A 22448-nucleotide genomic window follows, 5' to 3' on the forward strand; every position below is an offset into this window, starting at 1 on the left:
TCTCACGAACCGTTACATCCGGTTACGGACTTGTTCTTGACGCGAATAACCATCATATTTCGCCACAGGCATGCTGGAGCCCTGCCAGCGGCGCCTGGGTCCGGAAGGACCTGACACCCGACGGGGCAGAAGCAATAGAGGACTACAATGGCTGATCCCATTCGCAACTACCAGACGCGCGCCGTGCCCGGCGTCAGCGTCGGTGCCGACATCGATCAGGGCCTGCGCGCCTATATGATCAGGGTCTACAATCTGATGGGGCTTGGCCTCCTCATCACTGGTCTTGCCGCGATCGGCACGATCATGCTGGCCACCACCACCGATCCGGCTTCGGCTGTCGCGACGCTGCCAAGCGGCGAGATGCTGACCTCCTTCGGCTACGCGATCTTCGGCTCGCCGCTGCGCTGGGTGGTGATGCTGGCGCCGCTGGCTGCCGTGCTGTTCCTGTCGTTCCGCGTTCAGTCGATGAGCGTTTCGGCGGCGCAGACGACGTTCTGGGTCTATGCTGGTCTCGTCGGCCTGTCGCTGTCTTCGATCTTCCTGGTCTACACCACGGCCAGCATCTCACAGACCTTCTTCGCCACGGCCGCCGCCTTCGGTGCGCTGTCGCTGTTCGGCTACACCACCAAGCGCGACCTGACGGCGATGGGCTCGTTCCTGATCATGGGCGTGTTCGGCATCATCATCGCGTCGGTGATCAATATCTTCCTGCAGTCGTCGGCGCTGTCCTTTGCTGTGTCGGCGATCGGCGTGCTGGTCTTCGCGGGCCTGACCGCCTATGACACGCAGAAGATCAAGGAGATGTATTTCGAGGGCGACACTTCCGACGTCGCCGGCCGCAAGGCGATCATGGGCGCTCTGACGCTCTATCTCGACTTCATCAACCTGTTCATGTTCCTGCTGCAGTTCATGGGCGACCGCCGCTAAAGCGGCATTGGACCATCAACTTCCGGAAGGGCGGCCCAACGGCCGCCCTTTTCTTTTGTCTTGGCCTTTGCTGTTATTGCGAGCAGAGAAACGGCATGCATAAACAATGAGCAATATTGCGATCCGGCCTGCCACGGTGGCCGACCTCGACAGCGTCACGGACATCTATGCCGATGCGGTGACCCAAGGCACGGCGAGCTATGAGCTGGAGCCGCCGAGCCGTGCGGAGATGGGTGTTCGATTCGACAGCCTGACGGCCGGCGGCTTTCCTTACCTGGTGGCGGAGAAGGACGGCGCCGTTCTCGGCTACGCCTATGCCGGCGCCTTCCGGCCACGCCCGGCCTATCGCTTCATCGTCGAGGATTCGGTCTATGTCGCGCCCGAGGCCAAGGGCCAGGGCGTCGGGCTCAAGCTGATGCAAAGCCTGATCGAGGCAGTGACGACGGCGGGCTTTCGCCAGATCATCGCGGTGATCGGCGATGGCCGTCCCGACAGCGCCTCGGTGCGGTTGCACGAAAAGCTCGGCTTTCGCCATTCAGGGCGCCTTGATGGTTCCGGCTACAAGCATGGGCGCTGGCTGGACACGGTGTTCATGCAGCTGTCGCTGAATGGCGGTGCGACGCTGCCGCCCGATCCCGAATCGCTGCCGGAGCGGAAGTTTCGCCTTGGAGGGGATTGAAGAAGGAACTGAAGAATTGGGGAATTGAAGAACTGAAGAACTGAAGAGGAAGGCGATTACATCAGGCGTCGAGTGCCCTTTTCATCAATTCTCCAGTTCTTCAATTCCCCTGCTCTAATTCCCCAGCTCAGGCTTCGACCAGCTTCAGCTTGCTGTCGAACACACCAAGCACGCGGCCGAGTTCCTGGCCGCGCTTCAGGATGCGGCCGCCGGCGGCGATAACGGCAAAAGCGCCCTGCTTGCGGGCCAGTTTCGGATCCTTGACGATCTGGAACAGCGGCACTTCGCTGGTGCGGCGGAATACGGAAAACACAGCGCGATCGGCAAGATGATCGATGGCGTAGTCGCGCCATTCATTGGCGGCGACCATGCGTCCGTAGAGCCTGAGGATCTGGTCCAGCTCGCGGCGGTCGAACCGCACCGGCTGATCGAGACGTTCGCGTCGCGCCTCGTGCAGCGGGATCAATATCGCGGATGCATCCCCATCCCCCGTCCCGCCGCTGTCATCGGTCATGCCTCGATCCTTCAAAATGAATCTTTGCCAACCAAAGTTGGCGTGTTCGCGACTGAATTGCAAGCCCAGCGAACCGAGCCCCGCGCCGCGCTGTTTCCGTTACGTCCAGTCACTTTTATGAAACGCCGTGTTGGAATTGGTGATGTTCCGCCACATTTCTGCCTTTTTTTATCCGCGCTCATGCCCCAATGTCCGACGAATTTACCGGTGTTGCCTGAGACGGTTCGGTCCGGCACCGGCTCGTAAACCCCAAGCCCCCCGCCCACGGGTCTGCGTCGGATCGAACCAACCTCGGTTCTTCTTCGGAAGAACCGGGTGCGACGATCCCAAAACCTAAATGACCGACGTCAGAAGCAAGCTGACGTCGGTTTTTTATTGGGTGAGAAGCGGTTCGCGCAGCGAACGAAAAGCCAATTGCTTGGCTTTTCGAGCTTCGAACGCCCTGAGCCTGCGAAGGGCCGGGCGTGGTTAGTCGATCCACCCTGCCGGGTCCGCGCTGCTTCGCAGCGTCCCGGCGTTCGCCGGCCTTCATCGTGCCACCGGCACGATGAATTCGCCTTCGACGAACCGGCTGCTCGCCCCACAAGGGGAGAAGGAAAGAAGGCCTTAAGGCTTGTGGATGAACGCGGCGCCGAGAATGGGACCGGGCATGCCGTCCTTGCCGACCGACTGCAGCAGCACGGCGCAGCCGCCCTTTTTGGCAATCTCGCTCATCGGCAGTTCGTAGCGTTGTGCCTTGCCATGCCACATGCCGGCGGTCTGTATCCCGGTGACGGCGTTCCAGTAGGTCATCTTGCGGCCGGTGTTCTCGCCCTCGCCGACCTTGACCGTCTGCGGCGGGTCGAAATAGACGATGACGACATGGGCGTCGCTGGGGCCGTTGCCGGCATCGCCAGCGTCGATCGTCACACGGTCGCTGGTGCGGCTGACCTTGACGGCGACGCGCATGCCTTCGCCGCTCTTGGCCATGCGGGCGAGCGCGCCATCGACCTCGCCGCGGCTGGCACCGTTGACGTGGACACGGCCATTGATAACGGCCTGCGGCGTATAGACGGAGCGGCTGCCGAAGGCGCGCATGTAGTCGTATTGCCGCTCGGTGTTCTCCTTGCGGCCCATCGTATCCTGCCAGCCGAGATAGTCCCAATAGTCGACGTGATAGGCGAGCGCGACGATATCTTCCTTGGCGGCAAGTTCGGAGAACAGCGTATCGGCCGGCGGGCAGGAACTGCAGCCTTGGCTGGTGAACAGTTCGACCACGCCCAATGGCCTGTCGATCTGGGGCCTGTCGATCTGGACCCGGTCGGCATGGGCGCGATCAGATTCGCCGGCATGCCCGGCGCCGGCAGACGCCGAGAAGGCCAGCGCAAGAGCTGCCAGCCACAATGATTTTCGCGAGGCCATGGCCATTCCGATTCCCGCCGGTGGTGCCGGCTTTATCTTGATTGCTAAAATATGTGGCAGAAGCGGAAGTCAACGGGAAGTCACGTTGCGGTGAAATTTTGCCATTGCAGCCGACCGCAACCCCGCAATAGGAAGGATCTGCGCTTCAGGATAGAAACCGATTCGGGCGACAATCACGATGTGGCAAACGTTTTTGGCGCCGGTCGACCTCTATTGCGAGCGGACCGGCCCGGAATTCTGGTCCGAGCCAGTCAACGCCCTGACCAACCTCGCCTTCATCGCCGCCGGCCTGTGGGGCGTGCGCGAGGTGCGAAGGCTGGGCACCGGCGCCTTCGCCGAGGTGCTGGCCTGGTGGGTGGTGGCGATCGGCATCGGCTCGACGATCTTCCACACCTTTGCCACCAAGGGCACGGTCTGGGCCGACGTGCTGCCGATCGCCGGCTTCACGCTGGCCTACACGCTGTTCAATCTGCGTCGCTTCCTCGGCATGCGATGGGGCAAAGCCATCGCCATCTTCATCGCCTTCTATGTGATTGCCGGGGCGATAACCCTGGCCGTGCCGGACTGGCTGCGCCAGGCGTCGAACGGCACGACGGGCTATCTGCCGCCGTTCCTGGCGCTCGCCTTCTTCGGTGTCTGGGTGACGGTGAGCGGCAATCGCGCCGGCTGGTATAATCTGGCGGGATCGGCGATCTTCGTCGTGTCCGTCATCTGCCGGATGATCGACCCGGTGATCTGCGGCAGCTTTCCGCTCGGAACGCACTTCCTCTGGCACATCCTCAACGGCGTGATGCTCGGCGTGCTTTTGGCGGCAGCGGCGCGGTTTGGGAAGCCACGGGTAGGGCAGTAGGGCAGTAGGGCAGTAGGGCAGTAGGGCAGTAGGGCAGTAGGGTGCTCTATTCCCTACTCCCTTACTGCCCTACTGCCCTATTCCCTTACTAAGCCGCCAGATCGCGCAGCACGTATTGCAGGATGCCGCCGTTCTTGAAGTAATCGAGCTCATCCAGCGTATCGATGCGGCAGATGATCGGCACATTTTTCACCGTGCCGTCGCCATAGGTGACCTTGCCGATCATCGTCTGGCGCGGTTTGATGGTGCTCAAGCCGTCGATCTCGACCAGCTCGTCTCCCTTGAGGTTGAGCGATGCCCATGAGGTGCCTTCCTCGAAGACGAAGGGAATGACGCCCATGCCGACCAGGTTCGAGCGATGGATGCGCTCGAATGACTGGGCGATGACCGCGCGGACACCAAGGAGATTGGTTCCCTTGGCTGCCCAGTCGCGCGACGAGCCGTTGCCGTATTCGACGCCGGCGAAGACAACCAGCGGCACGCCTTCCCTTTTGTATTCCATCGCCGCGTCGTAGATCGATTCCTCTTCCTTCGACGGGTAGTGGATGGTGTAGCCGCCCTCGCGGCCATTCTCGCCCAGCATGTGGTTGCGGATACGGATGTTGGCGAAGGTGCCGCGCATCATCACCTCGTGGTTGCCGCGCCGCGTGCCGTACTGGTTGAAGTCGGCGACGCCGACGCCGTGGTCGGTGAGGTATTTGCCGGCCGGCGAGGCCGCCTTGATCGATCCGGCCGGCGAAATGTGGTCGGTGGTTATCTTGTCGCCGAACAGGCCGAGCACGCGGGCGCCCTTGATGTCGCCGATCTTGCCGAAACCTGCCGTCATGCCGGCGAAATAGGGCGGGTTCTGCACATAGGTCGAGTTGTCGTCCCACGCATAGGTCTGGCCTTCCGGCGCCTTGACGTTCTGCCAGTACTCGTCGCCCTTGAAGACGTCGGCATATTTGCGGGCGAACAGCTCGCGGGTGACGTTCTTCTCGATGAACTCCTGGATCTCGGCCGAGCTCGGCCAGATATCCTTGAGGTAGACCGGCTCGCCGTTCTTGTCCTCGCCAAGCGGCTCGGTGGTCAGGTCCTTTGTGACGGTGCCGGCCAGCGCGTGTGCCACGACCAGCGGCGGCGACGCCAGATAGTTGGCCTGCACGTCGGGCGAGACGCGGCCTTCGAAGTTGCGGTTGCCGGACAAGACCGCGGCAGCGATCAGGCCCTTGTCGTTGATGGTCTTCGAGATCGGCGCCGGCAGCGGGCCGGAATTGCCGATGCAGGTGGTGCAGCCGAAGCCGACCAGGTTGAAGCCGATCTGATCGAGTTCCTTCTGCAGGCCGGATTTCTCCAGATACTCGGCCACCACCTGGCTGCCCGGCGCCAGCGAGGTCTTCACCCACGGCTTCTGCTTCAAACCGAGGCGGTTGGCGTTGCGGGCCAGGAGGCCGGCGCCGATCAGCACGCTCGGGTTCGAGGTGTTGGTGCACGAAGTGATGGCGGCAATGACGACATCGCCATGGCCGAGATCATGGTCGGTGCCTTCGACTGCGTAGCGCTTGGAGATCTCGGCGGCCTTCTTGTATTCGGTCTCCATCGCCTTGGCGAAACCTTCCGGAATGCCTTCCAGGGCGACGCGGCCTTCGGGCCGCTTGGGTCCGGCCATCGACGGCACGACGGAGCCAAGTTCCAGCTCGAGCAGATCGGTGAACACCGGATCGGTCGAGCCGGTCTCACGCCACATTCCTTGAGCTTTGGCATAGGCCTCGACCAGCGCGATGCGGTCCTCGCTGCGGCCGGACATTGTGAGGTAGCGGATGGTTTCCGAGTCGACGGGGAAGAAGCCGCAGGTGGCGCCATATTCGGGCGCCATGTTGCCGATGGTGGCGCGGTCGGCCAGTGTCATGTTGGAGAGGCCCGGCCCGAAGAACTCGACGAACTTGCCGACGACGCCCTTCTTGCGCAGCATCTGGGTGACGGTGAGCACGAGGTCGGTGGCGGTGACGCCCTCTTTGAGCTTGCCGGTGAGGCGGAAGCCGATCACCTCAGGCAAAAGCATGGAGACAGGCTGGCCGAGCATGGCCGCCTCGGCCTCGATGCCGCCGACGCCCCAGCCGAGCACGCCAAGGCCATTGATCATGGTGGTGTGCGAATCGGTGCCGACGCAGGTGTCGGGATAGGCCGTCGTTTCGCCGTCCTCGGTGTTGGTCCACACCACCTGGCCGAGATATTCGAGGTTGACCTGATGGCAGATGCCGGTGCCGGGCGGCACGACGCGGAAGTTGCGGAATGCCTGCTGGCCCCATTTCAGGAATTTGTAGCGCTCCTCGTTGCGCTCATATTCCAGCTCGACATTGCGGGCGAAAGCCATCGGCGTGCCGAATTCGTCGACGATGACGGAATGGTCGATGACGAGGTCGACCGGCACCAGCGGGTTGATCTTCTGCGGATCGCCGCCGAGCGAGGCCATGGCGTCGCGCATCGCGGCAAGGTCGACCACGGCCGGAACGCCGGTGAAATCCTGCATCAGCACGCGGGCCGGGCGATAGGCGATCTCGACGCCGGCGGTGCCCTTGTCGGTCAGCCAGCCGGCCACCGCCTGGATCGATTCCTTGGTGACGGAGCGGCCGTCTTCGTTGCGCAGCAGGTTTTCCAGCAGCACCTTCATCGAATAGGGCAGCTGCGAGATGCCGGTGAGACCGTTCTTCTCGGCCTCTATGAGGTCGAAATAGGCATACTCCGCGCCGCCTGCGGTCAGCGTGCGGCGGCAATTGAAACTGTCGAGGGATTTTGACACGTGCGATCCTTGTCTGTTCAGCCTGAAAGGGAACGGACGCCGATGGCATGCAATCACGCGCAAAGGTGCGGGTACGGCCATTTCCGCTGTCCGTTCCCAAGCAACCCGAGCCGTTCAAGGCGGCGCGTGCGCTGGTTCGGCGCTAATTCTGTTCCCGTGCCGACCGCTGGCACGGATGCACCGCATATAGAGAATTTTCTGGAATAGTTCTAGACAGTCGGAAAGCAAATTTGTGCGATGCGGCAGCGGCCGCGACACATGGTTTCAGGGCAGGCGAGGAATGCGGCTGATCGCCGAAAATCTGGGCGGCGAGCGAGGCGGCGAGGCGGTGTTTTCCGGCATCGATTTTGTTCTGGAGGAGCGTCAGGCGCTCATCGTCACCGGGCCGAACGGATCGGGCAAGTCGACCTTGCTGCGGGTCATCGCCGGGCTGCTGCCGGCGGCGCAAGGCAGCGTGAGGATCGAGGGTGCCATGGAGATTGAAGACGGGGACGAAGCGTTCCCGTCTGTTGCCTCGGCCTGTCACTACCTTGGCCACCAGAACGCAATGAAGCCGGCGCTCAGCGTGGCGGAGAATTTGCGCTTCTGGCGCGACTTCAACGGCGACGGACAGCTCGGCGTCGAAGAGGCGCTGGAAACGGTCGGGCTCGGTGGCATCGGCCACCTGCCGTTCGGCTATCTATCGACCGGGCAGAGGCGGCGCGCGGCGATCGCGAAACTGCTGGTCAGCCACCGGCCATTGTGGTTGCTGGATGAACCGACAGCGGGGCTGGACAAGGCGTCGGAAGCGCGGTTTGCGGGGTTGATGGCCAAGCATTGCACGGATGGCGGGATGATTGTCGCGGCGACGCATCTGCCGCTGGGGATCGAGGGGATGGAGTTGAGGATGGGGGAAACGGGTTGATGATGGCGCGCGAGCATCTCATACCATGCTAGCCCTCTTCGCCCGCGACATCCGCCTCAACATCCGTGCCGGCGGCGGGGCGCTGACCGGGGTCATCTTCTTCCTCGCCGTCATCGCCACCATCCCGTTCGGAGTAGGGCCAGACCTGAGGCTGCTGGCCCGCATCGGACCGGCCATCCTTTGGATCGGCGCGCTGCTGTCCTGCCTGCTCGGCCTCGACCGGCTGTTCCAGGCCGACCGAGAGGACGGCTCGCTCGATCTCCTGGTGCTCGGCAATGATCGCCATATGCTGGCCGTGACGGTGCTGGTGAAATGCCTGGCGCATTGGGCGGGGAGCGTGCTGCCGCTGGTCATCGCGGCTCCTTTGCTCGGCCTGTTCATGAACATGGAGCCGCTAGGCATCGGCGCCACGGCGCTGACGCTGCTGGTCGGGACGCCGGCGATCACGTTCATCGGCGCCGCCGGTGCGGCGGTCGCGGTGGCGCTGCCGCGTGGCGGGCTGCTGATCTCGGTGCTGGTGCTGCCGCTGACCATTCCGGTGCTGATCTTCGGCGTTTCGGCAAGCTATGGAGCGACCGCCAATCCCGATCCGTTTCTGCAGCCCTTCCTCATTCTTGCCGCGCTGACCCTGTTTCTTGGCGTGCTGGGTCCGGTCTCGGCGGCGCTGGCGCTGCGACATGGCACAGATTGACGCGGCGTATGACTGCGGCGCGGCGACCGATTGCGAAGCCGACGGAGCGAGGCTAAGGGAAAGGCATGTCTAGACTGGGCGACATGATCGGCTTGGAAGCCCCCACTTCAGCGAGGCCCGTCGCATGAGCGCGCATGCACTCTACGTGACCGCCGCCTATGGCATTACGGCCGTGGTGCTGGCCGGATTGATCGGCTGGATCCTGCTCGACCAGCGGGCGCGCAAGCGCGAACTCGCCGAACTGGAGGCATCCGGCGTGCGGCGGCGCTCCGACAAGGCCGCAAAGCCATGAGCACCGAAACGGAAACGCCGCCCCCACGCACTCGTCGCCTGTTCGTGCTGTTGCCGCTGCTGATCTTTCTCGGCCTGGCCGGACTGTTCCTGTCGCAGCTGCTGTCGGGGCGCGATGCTTCGGAAGTGCCATCGGCCCTGATCGGCCTGCCTGCGCCGCAAACCAGCCTGCCTGCGCTGGAGGGGTCAAACCTGCCAGGGCTCGATTCGAAAACCTTCGCCGGCAAGGTCACATTGGTCAACGTCTTCGCGTCGTGGTGCGCGCCATGCCGCGAAGAGCACCCGGTGCTTCTGGCGCTGTCGCAGGATAAGCGTTTCACCATGGCGGCGCTGAACTACAAGGACCGGCCGGAAAATGCACGCCGGTTCCTCGGCGATCTCGGCAATCCGTTCCAGGCGATAGGGGTCGACGAAGCGGGCCGCGCGGCGATCGACTGGGGCGTCTACGGCGTGCCGGAGACCTTCGTCATCGGCAAGGACGGCAAGATCGCCTACAAGCATGTCGGCCCGCTGACGCCCGAGACGGCGAGAGATCTCTTGCTGCCACAGATCGACAAGGCGCTGGCGGCACGTTGATATTCAGGTGATGCCGGCCTGCAAACGGCGGCTTCCTGCGCTTCCGGTGCTCACGTACTTAAGTACGCTCCGCTCCGGTTCTCGGAAACCACCGTTTTCGTCTCGGCCTGACCTGAATCTCAACGCACCTTGGCGGTGCGTCTTATCGGACTCGAGATCAGCCGTAGATCTGCTTGTGGATCTGGTAGAGCATTTCCGAGCGATCGGCGCGCATGTCGGCCAGATCGCGGCTGGAAAAGCTGTCGATTTCGGCGACAAGGCGGTTGTAGTGCTTGCGCTTGGCAATGCTGTTGCGAGCGCGGGTCATGAGACTGTCGAGGATCATAGCAAGGTTCCTTTTTTGGCGCCGCGTTTCGGCGGCGGTTTCTTCCTCCCTTGATCGATACGAACCATGACATAGTAATGGTGCATTGCAAAAAGAAGATGTTGCAATGCACCATTGCGCTGGACGCATAGCCGGTTAATACGGCGCTAACGTCATGCGCAGAGCCGGCAAGCGATCTTTTGCATGACACTGTGCGTACCCACATTGCCTTCTGTCCCTCCGGCTGGCTTGATCCGGTGTCATTGATGCCGGGAGGAAAGCATGGCGGCCGCAGACTATTATGAAATTCTCGATCCGCGCTTCGCGCGCCTGTTCAACGGCAACGCGCAGGTCGAGAAGCTGTTCACCGGATGCCAGTGGGCGGAGGGGCCGGCCTGGTTCGCCGCCGGCCGTTATGTCGTCTGGTCCGACATCCCCAACAACCGCATGCTGCGTTATGACGAAACCGACGGCAATGTCAGCGTCTTCCGCCAGCCGTCCGGCAATTCGAACGGCAACAGCGTCGACCGGCAGGGCCGGCTGATCACCTGCGAGCATTCGGGCCGCCGTGTCAGCCGCACCGAGTTTGACGGCTCGGTCACCACGATCGCGTCCAAATGGAAGGGCAAGCGGCTGAATTCGCCCAACGACGCGGTGGTGAAATCCGACGGCTCGATCTGGTTCACCGATCCGAGCTACGGCATCGATACGGATTATGAGGGCGACAGGGCCGAGAGCGAAATCGGCGCCTGCCATGTCTACCGGGTCGATCCCGGCACGGGCGAGGTCGAAGCCGTCATCACCGACATGGTCCGGCCCAACGGCCTGGCCTTCTCGCTCGACGAGAGCAAGCTTTATGTCGTCGACACCGGCCGCACGCATGGCGCCCAGAATCCGGCGCATATGCGGGTGTTCAATGTCGGCAAGGGCGGCAAGAAGGTTTCGGGCGAGAAAATCTTCGCCGACTGCACGGCCGGCCTGTTCGACGGCTTCAGGCTCGACGAGGACGGCCGCATCTGGACCAGTGCCGCCGACGGCATCCATTGCTACGATCCGGACGGCACGCTGATCGGCAAGGTCAAGGTGCCGGAAGTTACCGCCAACTGCGTGTTCGGCGGCAACAAGCTGAATTGCCTCTACATCGCCGGCACCACGTCGCTCTACATGGTGCGGCTGATGGTCAACGGCGCCAAGACATACTGAGACTGGAGCACTGGCTGAGACTGGAGCACTGGCTGAGACTGGAGCACTGGCGGCCGTTCGACGGTTTCATCGAAGCGGGTCGCGAGCACGAACATCCCGGGAGGACAAAATGCCATTCGTCAACATCCGCATCGTCAAGGAAGTGATATCAGCCGATCCGGCGGGCAAGAAGGCGGACATCGCCAAAAAGGTCACGGCGGCCATCATGGACGCCACCGGGCTCAGCAACGACGATGTCTGGGTGGTTTTTGAAGAGATCAACGCGCGCGATTGGTACGTTGGGAAGACTGATGTGGAGACGCTGCGAAAGGGCTAGCTCGAAGGTCTGGGGTGGCCGCCGCTCAACGCGAGCGAATAAACTCCACGAACGCGGCTAGCGCATCGCGCATCGCCAGCCGGTTTTCCGGCTCGGCCAGGATGGCCTCCACCTCCGGCGGCTTCTTGCCGAGCAGGGCAATCTCCAGCACGTCGTCGCAAAGTGCGAACGACATGGTGCGCATGATCTCGGCCAGTGCGGCGCGGGCGAACAGCGAGCGCGGCGAGGCGTGTGCCAGCATGGCGGGCTTGGCGACAGCGGCATCGCGCGAGACCAGCCAGTCGAGCGCGTTCTTCAGCCCGCCCGGCACGCCATGGGCATATTCCGGACAGGAAACGATCAGGCCGTCGGCTCGGCTGACGGCATCGATCAGCTTGGAGGCTTCGAGCGGTGTCCGCTCGCCTTCATCGTCGGGATTGAAGATCGGTATACGGCCGAGCCCGTCACGGACGGTGACGCGGCAGCCTGACGGCGCTTCGCGCGCCAGTGCGGCGATCAGCGCCGAATTTGTGGAGGCCGCGCGCAGGCTGCCGGAAATGGCAAGGATGTTCAGCAAAGTATGGAATCAGTCCAGACGCGAATCGCGTCCGGAAAGCTACCACATCGTCTTCTTGTATTCCTCGTCGAGCCAGCGATCGGTCGCCTCGGCGGAATCGGCAACCGCCAGCTGATCGCGCATGATCTGGCCGAGCGTCGGCAGCGTCGCGCGGTCGTACCAGGTTTCCGGCTTCCACAAATCCGAGCGCATGAAGGCTTTTGCGCAGTGCATGTAGGCGGCCTTGACGCTGACCACGACGACGCTTTGCGGCTCCCTGCCGTCGACGGCGAGCCGTTCGCGCAAATTTGCGTCGACGGTGATGCGGGCATCGCCGTTGACGCGCAGCGTCTCGTTCATGCCGGGAATGAGGAAGAGCAGCCCGACCGAGGGATTGAGGAGGATGTTCTCCAGCGTGTCGAGCCGGTTGTTGCCGGGCCGGTCGGGAATGGCGATGGTGGTGTCGTCGAGAACGGTGGCAAAGCCCGGCTTGTCGCCCTTCGGCGTCACGTCGGCGTTGCCGGCACCGTCGGACGAGCCGATCAGCACGAACGGGCTCTTGCCGATGAAGGAGCGGCAATGGCCGTCAAGTTTTTTCAGCTCCTTGCGGATAGAACCGTCGGTCGGCCGTGGCGTCTTGTAGATCGTCCTCAACTGGTCGTGCGTGGTGATGAATTCCATGTCCCTCTCCCCGGAACGGTTCATTGTCTCACGAACGCAGAACCGCTGTTTCCCTTTGTTTTGACGCAGCTCCGGACACTTTTCCTGGAGTTGCTCTATTTCCCGGCCTTCTCTTCTTTGCCGGCCTTGTCCTCGAGTGAATGACGCAGGATCAGCGGCATCTGGCTGAAGGTGAACAGAAGCGTGATCGGCATGATGCCCCAGACCTTGAAAGTAACCCAGGCGTCGGTGGAGAAATTGCGCCACACCACCTCATTGACGATGGCCAGGAACAGGAAGAACAGGCCCCAGCGGAAGGTCAGTTTCCGCCAGCCTTCGGCGTCGAGGCTGAAGGCTGAATCGAAGACATAGCCAAGCAGCGACTTGCCGAAGTAGAGGCCGCCGAGCAGCACGCCTCCGAACAGCGTGTTGACGATGGTCGGCTTCATCTTGATGAAGATGTCGTCCTGCAGATAGAGCGTCAGCGCGCCGAAGATGAAGACGACGACGCCCGACACCATCGGCATGATCGGCAAGGTGCGGGTGAGCAGCCACGAGGCGATCAGGGCGATTGCCGTGGCGGCCATGAACAGCCCGGTGGCAACGAAGATCGGCCCGCCGAACTCGGCCAGAACAGGGAATTTCTGCACCAGCCATCCGCCGCGCGCATTGGCGAAGAAGAACACCATCAACGGCCCAAGCTCCAGCACCAGCTTGAGCAGCGGATTGACGCCTTCCTTCTTCTGCTTCTGCGGGTCCGACGGATCGCGTTCGAGAATGGGTGGGTTCATGGAATCTCTTTCTTGCGCATGATCTGATCCAAAAAGTCTGCACCTTTTTGGGACATGCTTGTTAGGCTACTCCAGCGATCGCCCTGGCGAATTCGCTTGCTGAGAACGGTTCGAGGTCGTCGACCTGTTCGCCGACGCCGATGAAATAAACCGGCAATTTGTGCTTTGCCGCGATCGCCACCAGAATACCGCCGCGTGCCGTGCCGTCCAGCTTGGTCATCACCAGGCCGTTGACACCGGCGATATTGCGGAAGATCTCGACCTGGTTGAGCGCGTTCTGGCCGGTGGTGGCGTCGACTGTCTGCAGCACGGTGTGCGGCGCTTCCGGATCGAGCTTGCCCAGCACGCGAACGATCTTTTCGAGCTCGGCCATCAGTTCGGTCTTGTTCTGCAGGCGGCCGGCGGTGTCGATGATCAGCACATCGGAACCGGCTTCCCTGGCCTTCTCGAAGGCGTCATACGCCAGCCCCGCGGCATCGGCGCCGATCTTGGAGGCGATGACCGGCGATTTCGTCCGCTCGCCCCAGATCTTCAGCTGCTCGATCGCAGCGGCGCGGAACGTGTCGCCGGCAGCGAGCATCACCGACAGGCCGCCATCGGTGAGCTTGGCGGCGAGCTTGCCGATGGTCGTGGTCTTGCCGGTGCCGTTGACGCCGACCACCAGGATGACATGGGGCTTGTGCGAGAGGTCGAGCTCCAGCGGCATGGCGACATGGGTCAGCACCTTTTCCACCTCGGCCGCCATGATGGCGCGGACTTCAGTGTCGGAGACGTCCTTGCCGTAGCGGCTGGCGGCCAGCGCGTCGGTAACGCGCAAGGCCGTCTCCATGCCGAGATCGGCACGGATCAGCACATCCTCAAGGTCCTGCAAAGTCTCTTCGTCCAGCTTGCGCTTGGTGAAGACGCCGGCAATGTTGCCGGTGAGCTCCTTGGAGGAGCGGGCAAGCCCGTCCTTCATGCGCTGGAACCAGGAGCGCCTCGGTGCCGGTTCGGGCGCCTTCCGCGGCTCGGCCTTCTGCTCGACCTTTTTGGTGACGGTCACCTTGCCAGGGGCGGCTTTCGGCTCCGGCGCGGGTTGTGGAAGAGACTGCGGCTCGGGCGCGATTTCCGCAATGACCGGCTGCGATTCGATCGGCGCAGGCTGGCGAATGGGAGGTGCGATTTCGGCGGCGGGCGCTTCGGCCACGAGAGCAGCCGGCATGGCTTCCACGGGTGGCGCCGAATCTTTCGCAAGTTCGTGCTGCCCCTCACCCCTACCCTCTCCCCGTGAAGGACGGGGAGAGGGGGGCGTCAGCGTTGAGGCTTCGTCTTCGATGTTTGCAAGAGGAGGCGCAACTTCACCGCTAGCCCCCTTCTCCCCGTCTCTATACGGGGAGAAGGTGCCGGCAGGCGGATGAGGGGCGGTGCCGGCCTCTGAAGACGGCTGAAGAGGGGACGGCGCCGGTGTCGGCACCTCGATCGGCGCTGGTGTTTCTGCCGGAACCTCGACAGGCGTCGGCACTTCGACCGGGGCCGTCTCCGGCTGCTTTTCCGGCCGCGACGGGACGATCTCCGGCTCGGCCGGCGCCGGAGCAGGGACTTCTTGCGGCTGCGGTTCGGGCGTGGGTTCCGGAACGGCGGGAGGTGTTGGTATCTCCTCGGGAGCCGGCGGCTCGGCTGGCGTCTCGGGCGCTGGTTCTTCTGCCGGCTCGGCCTCCGGCAGAGGTTCTGGCTCTGAGGGAACAGCCGGCTCCGGTACTGGCGGGATGGTTGGCTCCGGCTCGGGCGCCGGTTCCTCGACAGGCGCCGGTTGCGGCGCAGGAATTACCTCCGGCTCGACTACCGGCGCGGGCGTCGTTCCCGCCTCGGGCCGCGGCTCGTCGCGCTTCAAGAACTCCGGAACGACCTGTTCGGCCGCCGGCTTCAGCGTATCGAGTGCTTCCCATTTGATCGGCGGCAGCGGGGCGGTCTCGTCGATCCGCTCCTCGACAACCTCTTTCTTGCCGAACGAAAATATCTTCTTGAAAAAACCAGCCATGCTTTGCGTTTCTCAGGCGGCGCGGGCGGCAAGGGGCGCCGCGATCAGCCTGCTACCATCGTGGCCTGATATCTCAGCCCCGACGATCTCACCCGGTGCGCCCGTGCCGAGTGCGGCAAGCGTAAAACCCTCGGTGCGGCCAAGGCCGTCGCGCTCGATCAGGATCGACTGGCGCGTTCCGGTGAGCGACGACAGATGCCTGAAATAGGCAGCTTCACCGGCGGCACGCAGCCGGGCGGCGCGCTGCTTGACGACCTCGCGGCGGAGCTGCGGCATGCGCGCGGCGGGCGTGCCTTCGCGTGGGCTGAAGGGGAAGACGTGGAGATGGGTCAGGCCACACTCCTCGACAATTTTTTCCGAGTTCTCGAACATTTCGTCGGTCTCGGTCGGGAAGCCGGCGATGATGTCGGCGCCAAAGACGATACCGGGGCGCAGCTTGCGCACATCCTCGCAGAAGCGGATCGACTGATCGCGTAGGTGCCTTCGCTTCATCCGCTTCAGGATCATGTCGTCGCCCGATTGCAGCGACAGATGCAAATGCGGCATCAGCCTGGGCTCGGTGGCGATGGCATCGAGCAAATCGTCGTCAGCTTCGACCGAATCGATAGAGGACAGCCGCAGGCGCTTCACATCGGGCACCTGCCTGAGGATGGTCTTCACCAGCCTGCCAAGCTTCGGCGCGCCCGGCAGATCGGCCCCAAAACTGGTCATGTCGACGCCGGTCAGAACGATCTCGGCATAGCCGTTGCCGGCGAGCCGCTTGACCTGCTCGACCACGGCGCCCATCGGCACCGAGCGCGAATTGCCGCGGCCGTAGGGAATGATGCAAAAGGTGCAGCGGTGGTCGCAGCCGTTCTGCACCTGGACGAAAGCGCGTGCCCGGCCCTCGATGGCGTCGACCATGTGGCCTGCGGTCTCACGCACCGAAAAGATATCGTTGACGCGCGCCTTCTCGGTGTCGTTGACGCCGAAATCCGGCAGCGCGCGATAGGAATGCGCCTTCAGCTTCTCCTCATTGCCAAGCACGAGATCGACCTCGTCCATGGCGGCGAATTTTTCAGGCTCGGTCTGCGCGGCGCAGCCGGTGACGATGATGCGCGCCCGCGGGTTATCGCGGCGGGCCTTGCGGATCGCCTGCTTGGCCTGGCGCACTGCTTCGCCTGTCACGGCGCAGGTGTTGAAGATCACGGCGCCACCTTCCAGCGCGCCCAGACCGGCACTTTCAGCCTCGCGCCGCATCACCTGCGATTCATAGGTGTTGAGCCGACAGCCGAAGGTGACGACATCGATGCCCTGGGACATCGGGCTCTTGGGCAGAGCGGACATCAGGCCGCGCTTTCGGTGTCGCGGGCCCATGTCCCGTTCGACGGGTCGAAGCTGCCGGAAAATTCCCATTCGGCGGCGCCGGTCAGCACCACATGGTCATCGTCGCGCCATTCGACATGCAGCGTACCGCCGCCTGGCGTCAACAGACCGACGCTGCGGCCGGTCCGGTTGGTACGGGCCGCGGCCACCACGGCCGCACAGGAGGCCGAGCCGCAGGCCTTGGTCAGGCCGGCGCCGCGTTCCCAGGTGCGGATGACCATTGTTTCGGGCGAAGTGACCTGCGCGATGGTTATGTTGGCGCGCTCGGGGAACATCGGGTGGTTCTCGAGCAGCGGGCCGAAGCGGTCGAGCTCATAGGACCAGACGTTATTGTCGACCCAAAAGATGGCGTGCGGATTGCCCATCGAGACGACCGAGGGTGAATGCAGCACCGGCGCGTCGATCGGGCCGATCTGCAGCTCGATCATGCGGGTGTCGCGGAATTCCTCGGCCAGCGGGATATCCTGCCAGCCGAAGCGCGGCGTGCCCATATCGACCGAGATCGAACCGTCGGCATGTTCGCGCGCATTGAGGATGCCCGCCACGGTTTCGAAGGTGAAGATCTTCTGGCCGGTCTCGGCGGCGAGCGCCTGGACGACGCAGCGCATGCCATTGCCGCAGGCCTGCGCACCGGTTCCGTCGGAGTTCAATATGTCGATGAAAAAAGCGGTGCCCGGCGTCCTGGCATCGTGGATCGCCATGATCTGGTCGAAGCTGGTCGCGGCATCGGCGTTCAGCGCAATCGCCGCCGCCGCCGTCACTCGATCGGCACGGCCGCGCATATCGGCAACGATGATCTCGTTGCCGATGCCGTTCATCTTGGCGAAAGGGGCAGTGCTGGCCATTGCTCCGAAAAATTCCGTGTCCGTTTGGCGCTATATGGCGGAAACGGGCAGGAATTACCAGTGCGCAGCCGCTTGGTCACGGCGAAAGCGCCGGACTTACGTGACGGCGAAAATGCCCAGCACCACCAGCAGGAAGATGATCAGAACGATGCCGATAAGGATGCGCGCGCCGGTGGCGGCAGCACCTGCCAGCGCCGGCATGCCGAGCAGGCTCGCCGCCGCGGCGACGATCAGGAGGATGATGATCCATTTGAGCATGGCGATGCCTCGCAACCGACAGATTTTTCAACCGCATGAAAACGCTGTTGCCGCGCTGGGGTTCCGTCGAAACCGATGCGGATCAGGGCACTATGTGCTCCGGTACATTCCATACCTCGCCCGGCCGCAAGGCGCGAAAGCGCTGCCGTGGAATGCCTTGATCGTCAAGCGCCTCGGTCAATTTGCGCGCCGGCTCGTCGATCGGCTCGTCAGTGAGCTGGAAAGTTCCCCAATGACAGCCGGCGGCATGGGCGGCATTGCACAGCGTCATGCCTTGCACCGCTTCCCAGGGGTTCTGGTGCTGCGGCGCCATGAACCAGCGCGGTTCATAGGCGCCGATCGGCAGGATGGCGAAGCGGAAACCGCCATGTTTCTCGGCCATCCGCCGGTAGTTGATGCCATTGTGAAAGCCGGTGTCGCCGGCGAAATAGAGCTTGCTGTCAGGCGTTTCGACGACGAAGCCGGCCCACAGCGCCATGCGCCGGTCGCGGGCGCCACGCGCCGACCAGTGATGCACCGGCTCTACATGGACGGCGGCGCCATTGCCGATCTCGACCCTGTCGCCCCAGTCATGCGCCGACAGTCGCATGCCGGGCACGGCGGCTTCGATGATGGCGTCGTTGCCGAGCGGAGTGAGCACCAGCGGGTCGTGGCCGGCCTTCAGCCGCTTCAACGTGGCGAGGTCGAGATGGTCGTAATGGTTGTGGCTGACCAGCACGAGGTCGATCGGCGGCAGGTCGGCAAAGGCGATGCCTGGCGCATTGATGCGTTTTGGTCCGGCGAAGGAAAGCGGCGACGCGCGCAGCGACCAAACCGGATCGGTAAGAATGTTCAGACTTGCCGTCTGGACCAGCAAGGTGGAATGACCAATCATGGTCACTTCCAGCGCGGCGCCCTCGACCCTTGTCGCCGGCTTTGCCTGCGGAAAGGGGCTTGCATCGCTCGCCGGCCATTTCGAGCGCTGGCCATTCAACTGCCATTTCAGCAGGTCGGCGAAACGGCCGGGTGGCTGGCCGTCGGGATTGAAGAACATGCGCCGTCGAAATGGTCGCTGGGCGGGCCGCTGTAATAGCGATTGGCGGCAGTCTTTCTCGCGGCCAATTTGCGGCTCCAGCAGGGTTTCGTTTTCCAGACATAGGCGCTGAGGCGGTTCGCGCAAGCGTCCACCGACGAAGTGTTGACCGGAATTCCCAAGCGACGCGCGACAAACGGTCAGCCGTGGCGATTGCGATAAATTTGCAACAATTCTTGCTGCAAACTGTATTTTAACCATATCGGGTTGAAATTTCGCCACCTTCTCCATCTTGGTGGGGGTGAGATTGTGCGGACGGCTTCCCCCCAGCCGGATCCGACGGAGGTTGGAATGACTTTTTCGAAAACCGGTCTGGTGGCCGTATCGCTGGCGGCCCTCGTTGCGAGTGGCTGTTCGACCTCACGTTTTTCCTCGATGGATGACCAGCAGCCGGCACCGCTGGAGGCCGCGCCCGCCGGCAAGGTGACGGCGAACCAACTGCCGCCGCCGGCATCGCCCGGCACCACCGACCCTTCGCAATTCCCGACCGCGCCGGCGAACACCCAGGTCGCCGCGCTGCCTTCGGACGGCTCGGCGCCGGCCGGCGCTTCCGACGTGACCGCCGCCAGCGTCGCCGGTGTCTGGAACGCCAGCGTTGCGGGCCAGAGCTGCAAGGTGGCGACACCGCAGACCAAATTCGGCGCCGGCTTCCGCGCCGGGCCGCTGCATTGCCCGGCGCCGATGGACGGCATCAAGTCGTGGAACGTCGCCGGCAAACAGCTGACGCTCTATGACGAGAGCGGCGGTGCGCTGGCGCGGCTCTATTCCTCGGGCGGCTCGAAATTCGACGGCCAGACTTCCAACGGCCAGCCGATTTCACTTACGAGATAGTTTTTGTTTTACGCAATTTCCGGTTCCCGGAATTGCTCCAGAACGACGTGACCGATGCATCTGCGTGACGGCCTTCAGACCCATGCGACCGTCAGGCAGCGCTACGACCATCTGGTGGAAACCGGTACGATCGACCGCGATCCGGCGCAGGAACGGATCGTTGCGGCGCTTGACCGGCTGACCGATGAGATTTCGGCCAAGCGGCTGGCGCATAAGTCGAGCGCGCTGGGCTGGCTGTTCGCCCGCAAGCGCGAGACCCATGAGGCCGTCAAAGGCCTCTACATCCATGGCGGCGTCGGTCGCGGCAAGACCATGCTGATGGACATGTTCTTCGACTTGCTGCCGGTGCGGCGCAAGCGCCGCGTCCACTTCAACGACTTCATGGCCGACGTGCAGGACCGTATCCAGAAGCACCGGCAGGCGCGCAAGAATGGCGACGTCAGGGAAGACGATCCGATCCCGCCGGTGGCCAAGGCCCTTGCCGAGCAAGCCTGGGTGCTGTGCTTCGACGAGTTCTCGGTCACCGACATTGCCGACGCGATGATACTGTCCAGGTTGTTTTCGGCGCTGTTTGCCAGCGGCGTGGTGCTGGTCGCCACCTCGAATGTGGCGCCGGAAAACCTCTACAGCGACGGGCTGAACCGCCAGCTTTTCCTGCCCTTTATCGGCATACTGGAGCGGCACACACAGGTACTGGCGCTCGATGCCGACAAAGACTACCGGCTGGAAAAGCTCGCCCGGACACCGGTCTATGTCACGCCGGCCGATGCGGCGGCGGACCAGCTACTCGACGAGGCCTGGCAAGCCATGACGCGGGGCGCGCCGACCGCCGAGGCATCGATTGCCCTCAAAGGACGGCAGGTGATCGTGCCGCGTGCGGCGGGCGATGCGGCGCGGTTCTCCTTCGCCGATCTCTGCGAGAAGCCGCTTGGCGCGCGCGATTTCCTGGCGATCGCCGGGCGCTTCTCAACCATTTTCATCGACCACGTCCCGGTGCTCGGCGAAGGCAAGCGCAACGAGGCCAAGCGCTTCATCCTTCTGATCGACACGCTCTACGACCATCATGTGCGGATGGTGGTGAGCGCCGATGCGCCGCCGCAAGCGCTTTATGCAGCCAAGCGCGGCGTCGAAGTCTTCGAGTTCGAGCGCACCGCATCGCGGCTGATCGAGATGCAAAGCCGCGACTGGCTGGAGGATTGGGCGGCGCGGCAGAAGGGGAAGCCGGCGCCAGAGGCACAGCAGGCGCAGGCCTGAATTTCCAGAGATCCGTTGATAGCGATCTTTCGTGCCCCCCCCGTCGGCAAGACAGAGGGGGACGCTGTCCCGCCGACCTCGGCTACCCTCATCACAAGGGCGTCATCGCCCGCATCCGGCCTTACGATCTCCATCTTCATCGGCTACTTCTCCCCCAAGTCGGCTTACAAACTTTGACGTTTACGTAAATCCCAAATGATCTAACCGATTGAAAATGCTGACACCAAAATAATCGTTTGAATTTTTTCTGTGCCGGGGCTATTGGGTGCGGCGAAAATTCGCGGTTCCCCGCAGCATTCCGGCCTCTTCTTCGACGCCGCATCAAGTCACCAGAGATTTGAGACGTCGTCACCGACAAAGGGAAAACATCCTCACATGGCACGCAACAAGATAGCGCTCATCGGCTCTGGCATGATCGGCGGCACGCTCGCTCACATGATCGGCCTCAAGGACCTCGGCGACGTGGTGCTGTTCGATATTGCCGAAGGTATCCCGCAGGGCAAGGGGCTCGATATCGCGCAGTCGTCGCCGGTCGATGGCTTCGACTCCAGGCTCACCGGCATCAACGACTATGCCGGCATCGAAGGCGCCGACGTCTGCATCGTCACCGCCGGCGTGCCGCGCAAGCCGGGCATGAGCCGCGACGACCTTTTGGGCATCAATCTCAAGGTCATGGAACAGGTCGGCGCCGGGCTGAAGAAGTATGCGCCGAAGGCCTTCGTCATCTGCATCACCAACCCGCTCGACGCCATGGTCTGGGCGCTGCAGAAGTTCTCAGGACTGCCCAACAGCCATGTCGTCGGCATGGCCGGCGTGCTCGACAGCGCGCGCTTCCGCTATTTCCTGGCCGAGGAATTCAAGGTCTCGGTCGAGGACGTCACCGCCTTCGTGCTCGGCGGCCACGGCGATTCCATGGTGCCGATGATCCGCTATTCGACGGTATCGGGCATTCCGCTGCCCGATCTCATCAAGATGGGCTGGACCTCGAAGGAAAAGCTCGACCAGATCGTGCAGCGCACCCGCGACGGCGGCGCCGAGATCGTCGGCCTGCTCAAGACCGGTTCGGCCTATTACGCGCCGGCCGCTTCGGCGATCTCGATGGCCGAAGCCTATCTCAAGGACAAGAAGCGCGTGCTGCCCTGCGCGGCGTATCTCTCCGGCCAGTATGGCGTCAAGAACACCTATGTCGGCGTTCCCGTGGTGATCGGCGCCGGCGGCGTCGAGCGTATCATTGAGATCGAGCTCAACAAGAGCGAGCAGAAGATGTTCGACTCCTCGGTGGCGACGGTGCAGGGCCTGACCGAGGCCTGCGTCAAAATCGCGCCGCAACTCGCCTCCAAATGAATCTCCAGCAAGTGAACCCCCAGTCGATCCGGAGACCATCC

At 63.2% G+C, this 22448-nt stretch carries 23 protein-coding genes and 1 pseudogene; 12 read left to right on the forward strand and 12 right to left on the reverse strand.

The genetic code is table 11. From position 1 onward, the window contains the following. Nucleotides 1-147 precede the first annotated feature (147 nt). Together AC0L2U_RS10495 and AC0L2U_RS10500 are read left to right on the forward strand one after the other, a co-directional pair. Nucleotides 148-927, forward strand: coding sequence for a Bax inhibitor-1/YccA family protein (locus AC0L2U_RS10495; protein ID WP_127271172.1), 780 nt, complete (start codon nucleotides 148-150; stop codon nucleotides 925-927). A 106-nt stretch (nucleotides 928-1033) separates the two neighbouring features. Continuing rightward, on the forward strand, nucleotides 1034-1606 hold the full coding sequence (locus tag AC0L2U_RS10500; RefSeq protein ID WP_128289723.1) for a GNAT family N-acetyltransferase: 573 nt from the start codon (nucleotides 1034-1036) through the stop codon (nucleotides 1604-1606). 127 nt (nucleotides 1607-1733) lie between these two features. Here AC0L2U_RS10500 and AC0L2U_RS10505 read toward each other — a convergent pair whose 3' ends face one another. Both AC0L2U_RS10505 and AC0L2U_RS10510 read right to left on the reverse strand, forming a co-directional pair. Next, nucleotides 1734-2120, reverse strand: coding sequence for a DUF2794 domain-containing protein (locus tag AC0L2U_RS10505; protein ID WP_127269004.1), 387 nt, complete (start codon nucleotides 2118-2120; stop codon nucleotides 1734-1736). Between the two features lie 606 nt (nucleotides 2121-2726). Continuing rightward, complete coding sequence (locus tag AC0L2U_RS10510) at nucleotides 2727-3527, reverse strand: DUF1223 domain-containing protein (protein WP_128289722.1); 801 nt, start codon at nucleotides 3525-3527, stop codon at nucleotides 2727-2729. A gap of 172 nt (nucleotides 3528-3699) precedes the next feature. Here AC0L2U_RS10510 and AC0L2U_RS10515 point away from each other — a divergent pair, with 172 nt between their 5' ends. Further along, on the forward strand, nucleotides 3700-4371 hold the full coding sequence (locus tag AC0L2U_RS10515) for a ceramidase domain-containing protein (protein ID WP_128289721.1): 672 nt from the start codon (nucleotides 3700-3702) through the stop codon (nucleotides 4369-4371). A gap of 88 nt (nucleotides 4372-4459) precedes the next feature. Here the strand turns inward: AC0L2U_RS10515 and acnA are convergent, their stop codons facing one another. Beyond that, a complete protein-coding gene (gene acnA / locus AC0L2U_RS10520) occupies nucleotides 4460-7150 on the reverse strand; it encodes an aconitate hydratase AcnA (RefSeq protein ID WP_473601882.1) in 2691 nt (896 codons plus the stop codon). A gap of 280 nt (nucleotides 7151-7430) precedes the next feature. Here acnA and ccmA point away from each other — a divergent pair, with 280 nt between their 5' ends. From ccmA to AC0L2U_RS10540, 4 genes are all read left to right on the forward strand, one after another. Beyond that, the gene (ccmA, locus tag AC0L2U_RS10525) at nucleotides 7431-8054 is read left to right on the forward strand and encodes a heme ABC exporter ATP-binding protein CcmA (RefSeq protein ID WP_128290106.1); all 624 of its coding nucleotides are present in this window, start codon (nucleotides 7431-7433) and stop codon (nucleotides 8052-8054) included. Nucleotides 8055-8079: 25 nt separating this feature from the next. Beyond that, the gene (gene ccmB, locus AC0L2U_RS10530) at nucleotides 8080-8745 is read left to right on the forward strand and encodes a heme exporter protein CcmB (protein WP_128290105.1); all 666 of its coding nucleotides are present in this window, start codon (nucleotides 8080-8082) and stop codon (nucleotides 8743-8745) included. Nucleotides 8746-8869: 124 nt separating this feature from the next. Continuing rightward, nucleotides 8870-9037 carry a heme exporter protein CcmD gene (gene ccmD, locus AC0L2U_RS10535; protein ID WP_127268184.1) on the forward strand — a complete coding sequence of 56 codons (168 nt, stop codon included), beginning with the start codon at nucleotides 8870-8872 and terminating at the stop codon, nucleotides 9035-9037. Then, complete coding sequence (locus AC0L2U_RS10540) at nucleotides 9034-9612, forward strand: DsbE family thiol:disulfide interchange protein (RefSeq protein WP_127320938.1); 579 nt, start codon at nucleotides 9034-9036, stop codon at nucleotides 9610-9612. Before ccmD ends, AC0L2U_RS10540 begins: the two co-directional genes overlap by 4 nt. Before the next feature lie 157 nt (nucleotides 9613-9769). Here AC0L2U_RS10540 and AC0L2U_RS10545 read toward each other — a convergent pair whose 3' ends face one another. Then, a complete protein-coding gene (locus AC0L2U_RS10545; protein WP_013528833.1) occupies nucleotides 9770-9937 on the reverse strand; it encodes a hypothetical protein in 168 nt (55 codons plus the stop codon). Nucleotides 9938-10198: 261 nt separating this feature from the next. Between AC0L2U_RS10545 and AC0L2U_RS10550 the strand changes: the two genes are divergently transcribed. Together AC0L2U_RS10550 and AC0L2U_RS10555 are read left to right on the forward strand one after the other, a co-directional pair. Continuing rightward, nucleotides 10199-11119: an SMP-30/gluconolactonase/LRE family protein gene (locus AC0L2U_RS10550; RefSeq protein WP_127268186.1), complete on the forward strand. Its 921-nt coding sequence runs from the start codon at nucleotides 10199-10201 to the stop codon at nucleotides 11117-11119. A 109-nt stretch (nucleotides 11120-11228) separates the two neighbouring features. Continuing rightward, nucleotides 11229-11435: a tautomerase family protein gene (locus AC0L2U_RS10555; protein ID WP_127268187.1), complete on the forward strand. Its 207-nt coding sequence runs from the start codon at nucleotides 11229-11231 to the stop codon at nucleotides 11433-11435. Between the two features lie 25 nt (nucleotides 11436-11460). Here AC0L2U_RS10555 and AC0L2U_RS10560 read toward each other — a convergent pair whose 3' ends face one another. From AC0L2U_RS10560 to AC0L2U_RS10595, 8 genes and pseudogenes are all read right to left on the reverse strand, one after another. Next, a complete protein-coding gene (locus AC0L2U_RS10560; RefSeq protein ID WP_127395739.1) occupies nucleotides 11461-11991 on the reverse strand; it encodes an NADPH-dependent FMN reductase in 531 nt (176 codons plus the stop codon). 39 nt (nucleotides 11992-12030) lie between these two features. Then, nucleotides 12031-12651, reverse strand: a complete 621-nt coding sequence (locus tag AC0L2U_RS10565; RefSeq protein WP_127268189.1) for a pyridoxamine 5'-phosphate oxidase family protein — start codon at nucleotides 12649-12651, stop codon at nucleotides 12031-12033. Nucleotides 12652-12746: 95 nt separating this feature from the next. Further along, nucleotides 12747-13421 carry a septation protein A gene (locus AC0L2U_RS10570; protein WP_027037447.1) on the reverse strand — a complete coding sequence of 225 codons (675 nt, stop codon included), beginning with the start codon at nucleotides 13419-13421 and terminating at the stop codon, nucleotides 12747-12749. Between the two features lie 61 nt (nucleotides 13422-13482). After that, nucleotides 13483-14970 carry a signal recognition particle-docking protein FtsY gene (gene ftsY, locus AC0L2U_RS10575; protein ID WP_473601974.1) on the reverse strand — a complete coding sequence of 496 codons (1488 nt, stop codon included), beginning with the start codon at nucleotides 14968-14970 and terminating at the stop codon, nucleotides 13483-13485. Between the two features lie 480 nt (nucleotides 14971-15450). Then, nucleotides 15451-16764, reverse strand: coding sequence for a tRNA (N(6)-L-threonylcarbamoyladenosine(37)-C(2))-methylthiotransferase MtaB (mtaB, locus tag AC0L2U_RS10580; RefSeq protein WP_127808694.1), 1314 nt, complete (start codon nucleotides 16762-16764; stop codon nucleotides 15451-15453). Continuing rightward, nucleotides 16764-17648 (reverse strand): diaminopimelate epimerase, encoded by an 885-nt coding sequence (gene dapF / locus AC0L2U_RS10585; protein WP_127808695.1) that lies wholly within the window; start codon nucleotides 17646-17648, stop codon nucleotides 16764-16766. Before dapF ends, mtaB begins: the two co-directional genes overlap by 1 nt. Nucleotides 17649-17744: 96 nt before the next feature. Then, nucleotides 17745-17906, reverse strand: coding sequence for a DUF1328 family protein (locus AC0L2U_RS10590; RefSeq protein WP_013528842.1), 162 nt, complete (start codon nucleotides 17904-17906; stop codon nucleotides 17745-17747). A gap of 82 nt (nucleotides 17907-17988) precedes the next feature. Further along, nucleotides 17989-19007 (reverse strand): annotated as a pseudogene (locus AC0L2U_RS10595) (MBL fold metallo-hydrolase). Nucleotides 19008-19269: 262 nt separating this feature from the next. Here AC0L2U_RS10595 and AC0L2U_RS10600 point away from each other — a divergent pair. The 3 genes from AC0L2U_RS10600 (at nucleotide 19270) to mdh (ending at nucleotide 22407) form a co-directional block, all read left to right on the forward strand. Continuing rightward, complete coding sequence (locus AC0L2U_RS10600) at nucleotides 19270-19809, forward strand: protease inhibitor Inh/omp19 family protein (RefSeq protein WP_023811288.1); 540 nt, start codon at nucleotides 19270-19272, stop codon at nucleotides 19807-19809. A gap of 54 nt (nucleotides 19810-19863) precedes the next feature. Further along, nucleotides 19864-21063, forward strand: coding sequence for a cell division protein ZapE (zapE, locus tag AC0L2U_RS10605; RefSeq protein WP_473601884.1), 1200 nt, complete (start codon nucleotides 19864-19866; stop codon nucleotides 21061-21063). Between the two features lie 375 nt (nucleotides 21064-21438). After that, nucleotides 21439-22407, forward strand: a complete 969-nt coding sequence (gene mdh / locus AC0L2U_RS10610) for a malate dehydrogenase (RefSeq protein ID WP_013528846.1) — start codon at nucleotides 21439-21441, stop codon at nucleotides 22405-22407. Nucleotides 22408-22448 lie beyond the last annotated feature (41 nt).

The organism is Mesorhizobium sp. WSM4808 (assembly GCF_055811675.1).

Coding starts and splice junctions, on each gene's coding strand:
- AC0L2U_RS10495 (WP_127271172.1), top strand. CDS start 148: ATGGCTGATCCCATTCGCAACTACCAGACGCGCGCCGTGCCCGGCGTC.
- AC0L2U_RS10500 (WP_128289723.1), top strand. CDS start 1,034: ATGAGCAATATTGCGATCCGGCCTGCCACGGTGGCCGACCTCGACAGC.
- AC0L2U_RS10505 (WP_127269004.1), bottom strand. CDS start 2,120: ATGACCGATGACAGCGGCGGGACGGGGGATGGGGATGCATCCGCGATA.
- AC0L2U_RS10510 (WP_128289722.1), bottom strand. CDS start 3,527: ATGGCCATGGCCTCGCGAAAATCATTGTGGCTGGCAGCTCTTGCGCTG.
- AC0L2U_RS10515 (WP_128289721.1), top strand. CDS start 3,700: ATGTGGCAAACGTTTTTGGCGCCGGTCGACCTCTATTGCGAGCGGACC.
- ccmA (WP_128290106.1), top strand. CDS start 7,431: ATGCGGCTGATCGCCGAAAATCTGGGCGGCGAGCGAGGCGGCGAGGCG.
- ccmB (WP_128290105.1), top strand. CDS start 8,080: ATGCTAGCCCTCTTCGCCCGCGACATCCGCCTCAACATCCGTGCCGGC.
- ccmD (WP_127268184.1), top strand. CDS start 8,870: ATGAGCGCGCATGCACTCTACGTGACCGCCGCCTATGGCATTACGGCC.
- AC0L2U_RS10540 (WP_127320938.1), top strand. CDS start 9,034: ATGAGCACCGAAACGGAAACGCCGCCCCCACGCACTCGTCGCCTGTTC.
- AC0L2U_RS10545 (WP_013528833.1), bottom strand. CDS start 9,937: ATGATCCTCGACAGTCTCATGACCCGCGCTCGCAACAGCATTGCCAAG.
- AC0L2U_RS10550 (WP_127268186.1), top strand. CDS start 10,199: ATGGCGGCCGCAGACTATTATGAAATTCTCGATCCGCGCTTCGCGCGC.
- AC0L2U_RS10555 (WP_127268187.1), top strand. CDS start 11,229: ATGCCATTCGTCAACATCCGCATCGTCAAGGAAGTGATATCAGCCGAT.
- AC0L2U_RS10565 (WP_127268189.1), bottom strand. CDS start 12,651: ATGGAATTCATCACCACGCACGACCAGTTGAGGACGATCTACAAGACG.
- AC0L2U_RS10570 (WP_027037447.1), bottom strand. CDS start 13,421: ATGAACCCACCCATTCTCGAACGCGATCCGTCGGACCCGCAGAAGCAG.
- mtaB (WP_127808694.1), bottom strand. CDS start 16,764: ATGTCCGCTCTGCCCAAGAGCCCGATGTCCCAGGGCATCGATGTCGTC.
- dapF (WP_127808695.1), bottom strand. CDS start 17,648: ATGGCCAGCACTGCCCCTTTCGCCAAGATGAACGGCATCGGCAACGAG.
- AC0L2U_RS10590 (WP_013528842.1), bottom strand. CDS start 17,906: ATGCTCAAATGGATCATCATCCTCCTGATCGTCGCCGCGGCGGCGAGC.
- AC0L2U_RS10600 (WP_023811288.1), top strand. CDS start 19,270: ATGACTTTTTCGAAAACCGGTCTGGTGGCCGTATCGCTGGCGGCCCTC.
- zapE (WP_473601884.1), top strand. CDS start 19,864: ATGCATCTGCGTGACGGCCTTCAGACCCATGCGACCGTCAGGCAGCGC.
- mdh (WP_013528846.1), top strand. CDS start 21,439: ATGGCACGCAACAAGATAGCGCTCATCGGCTCTGGCATGATCGGCGGC.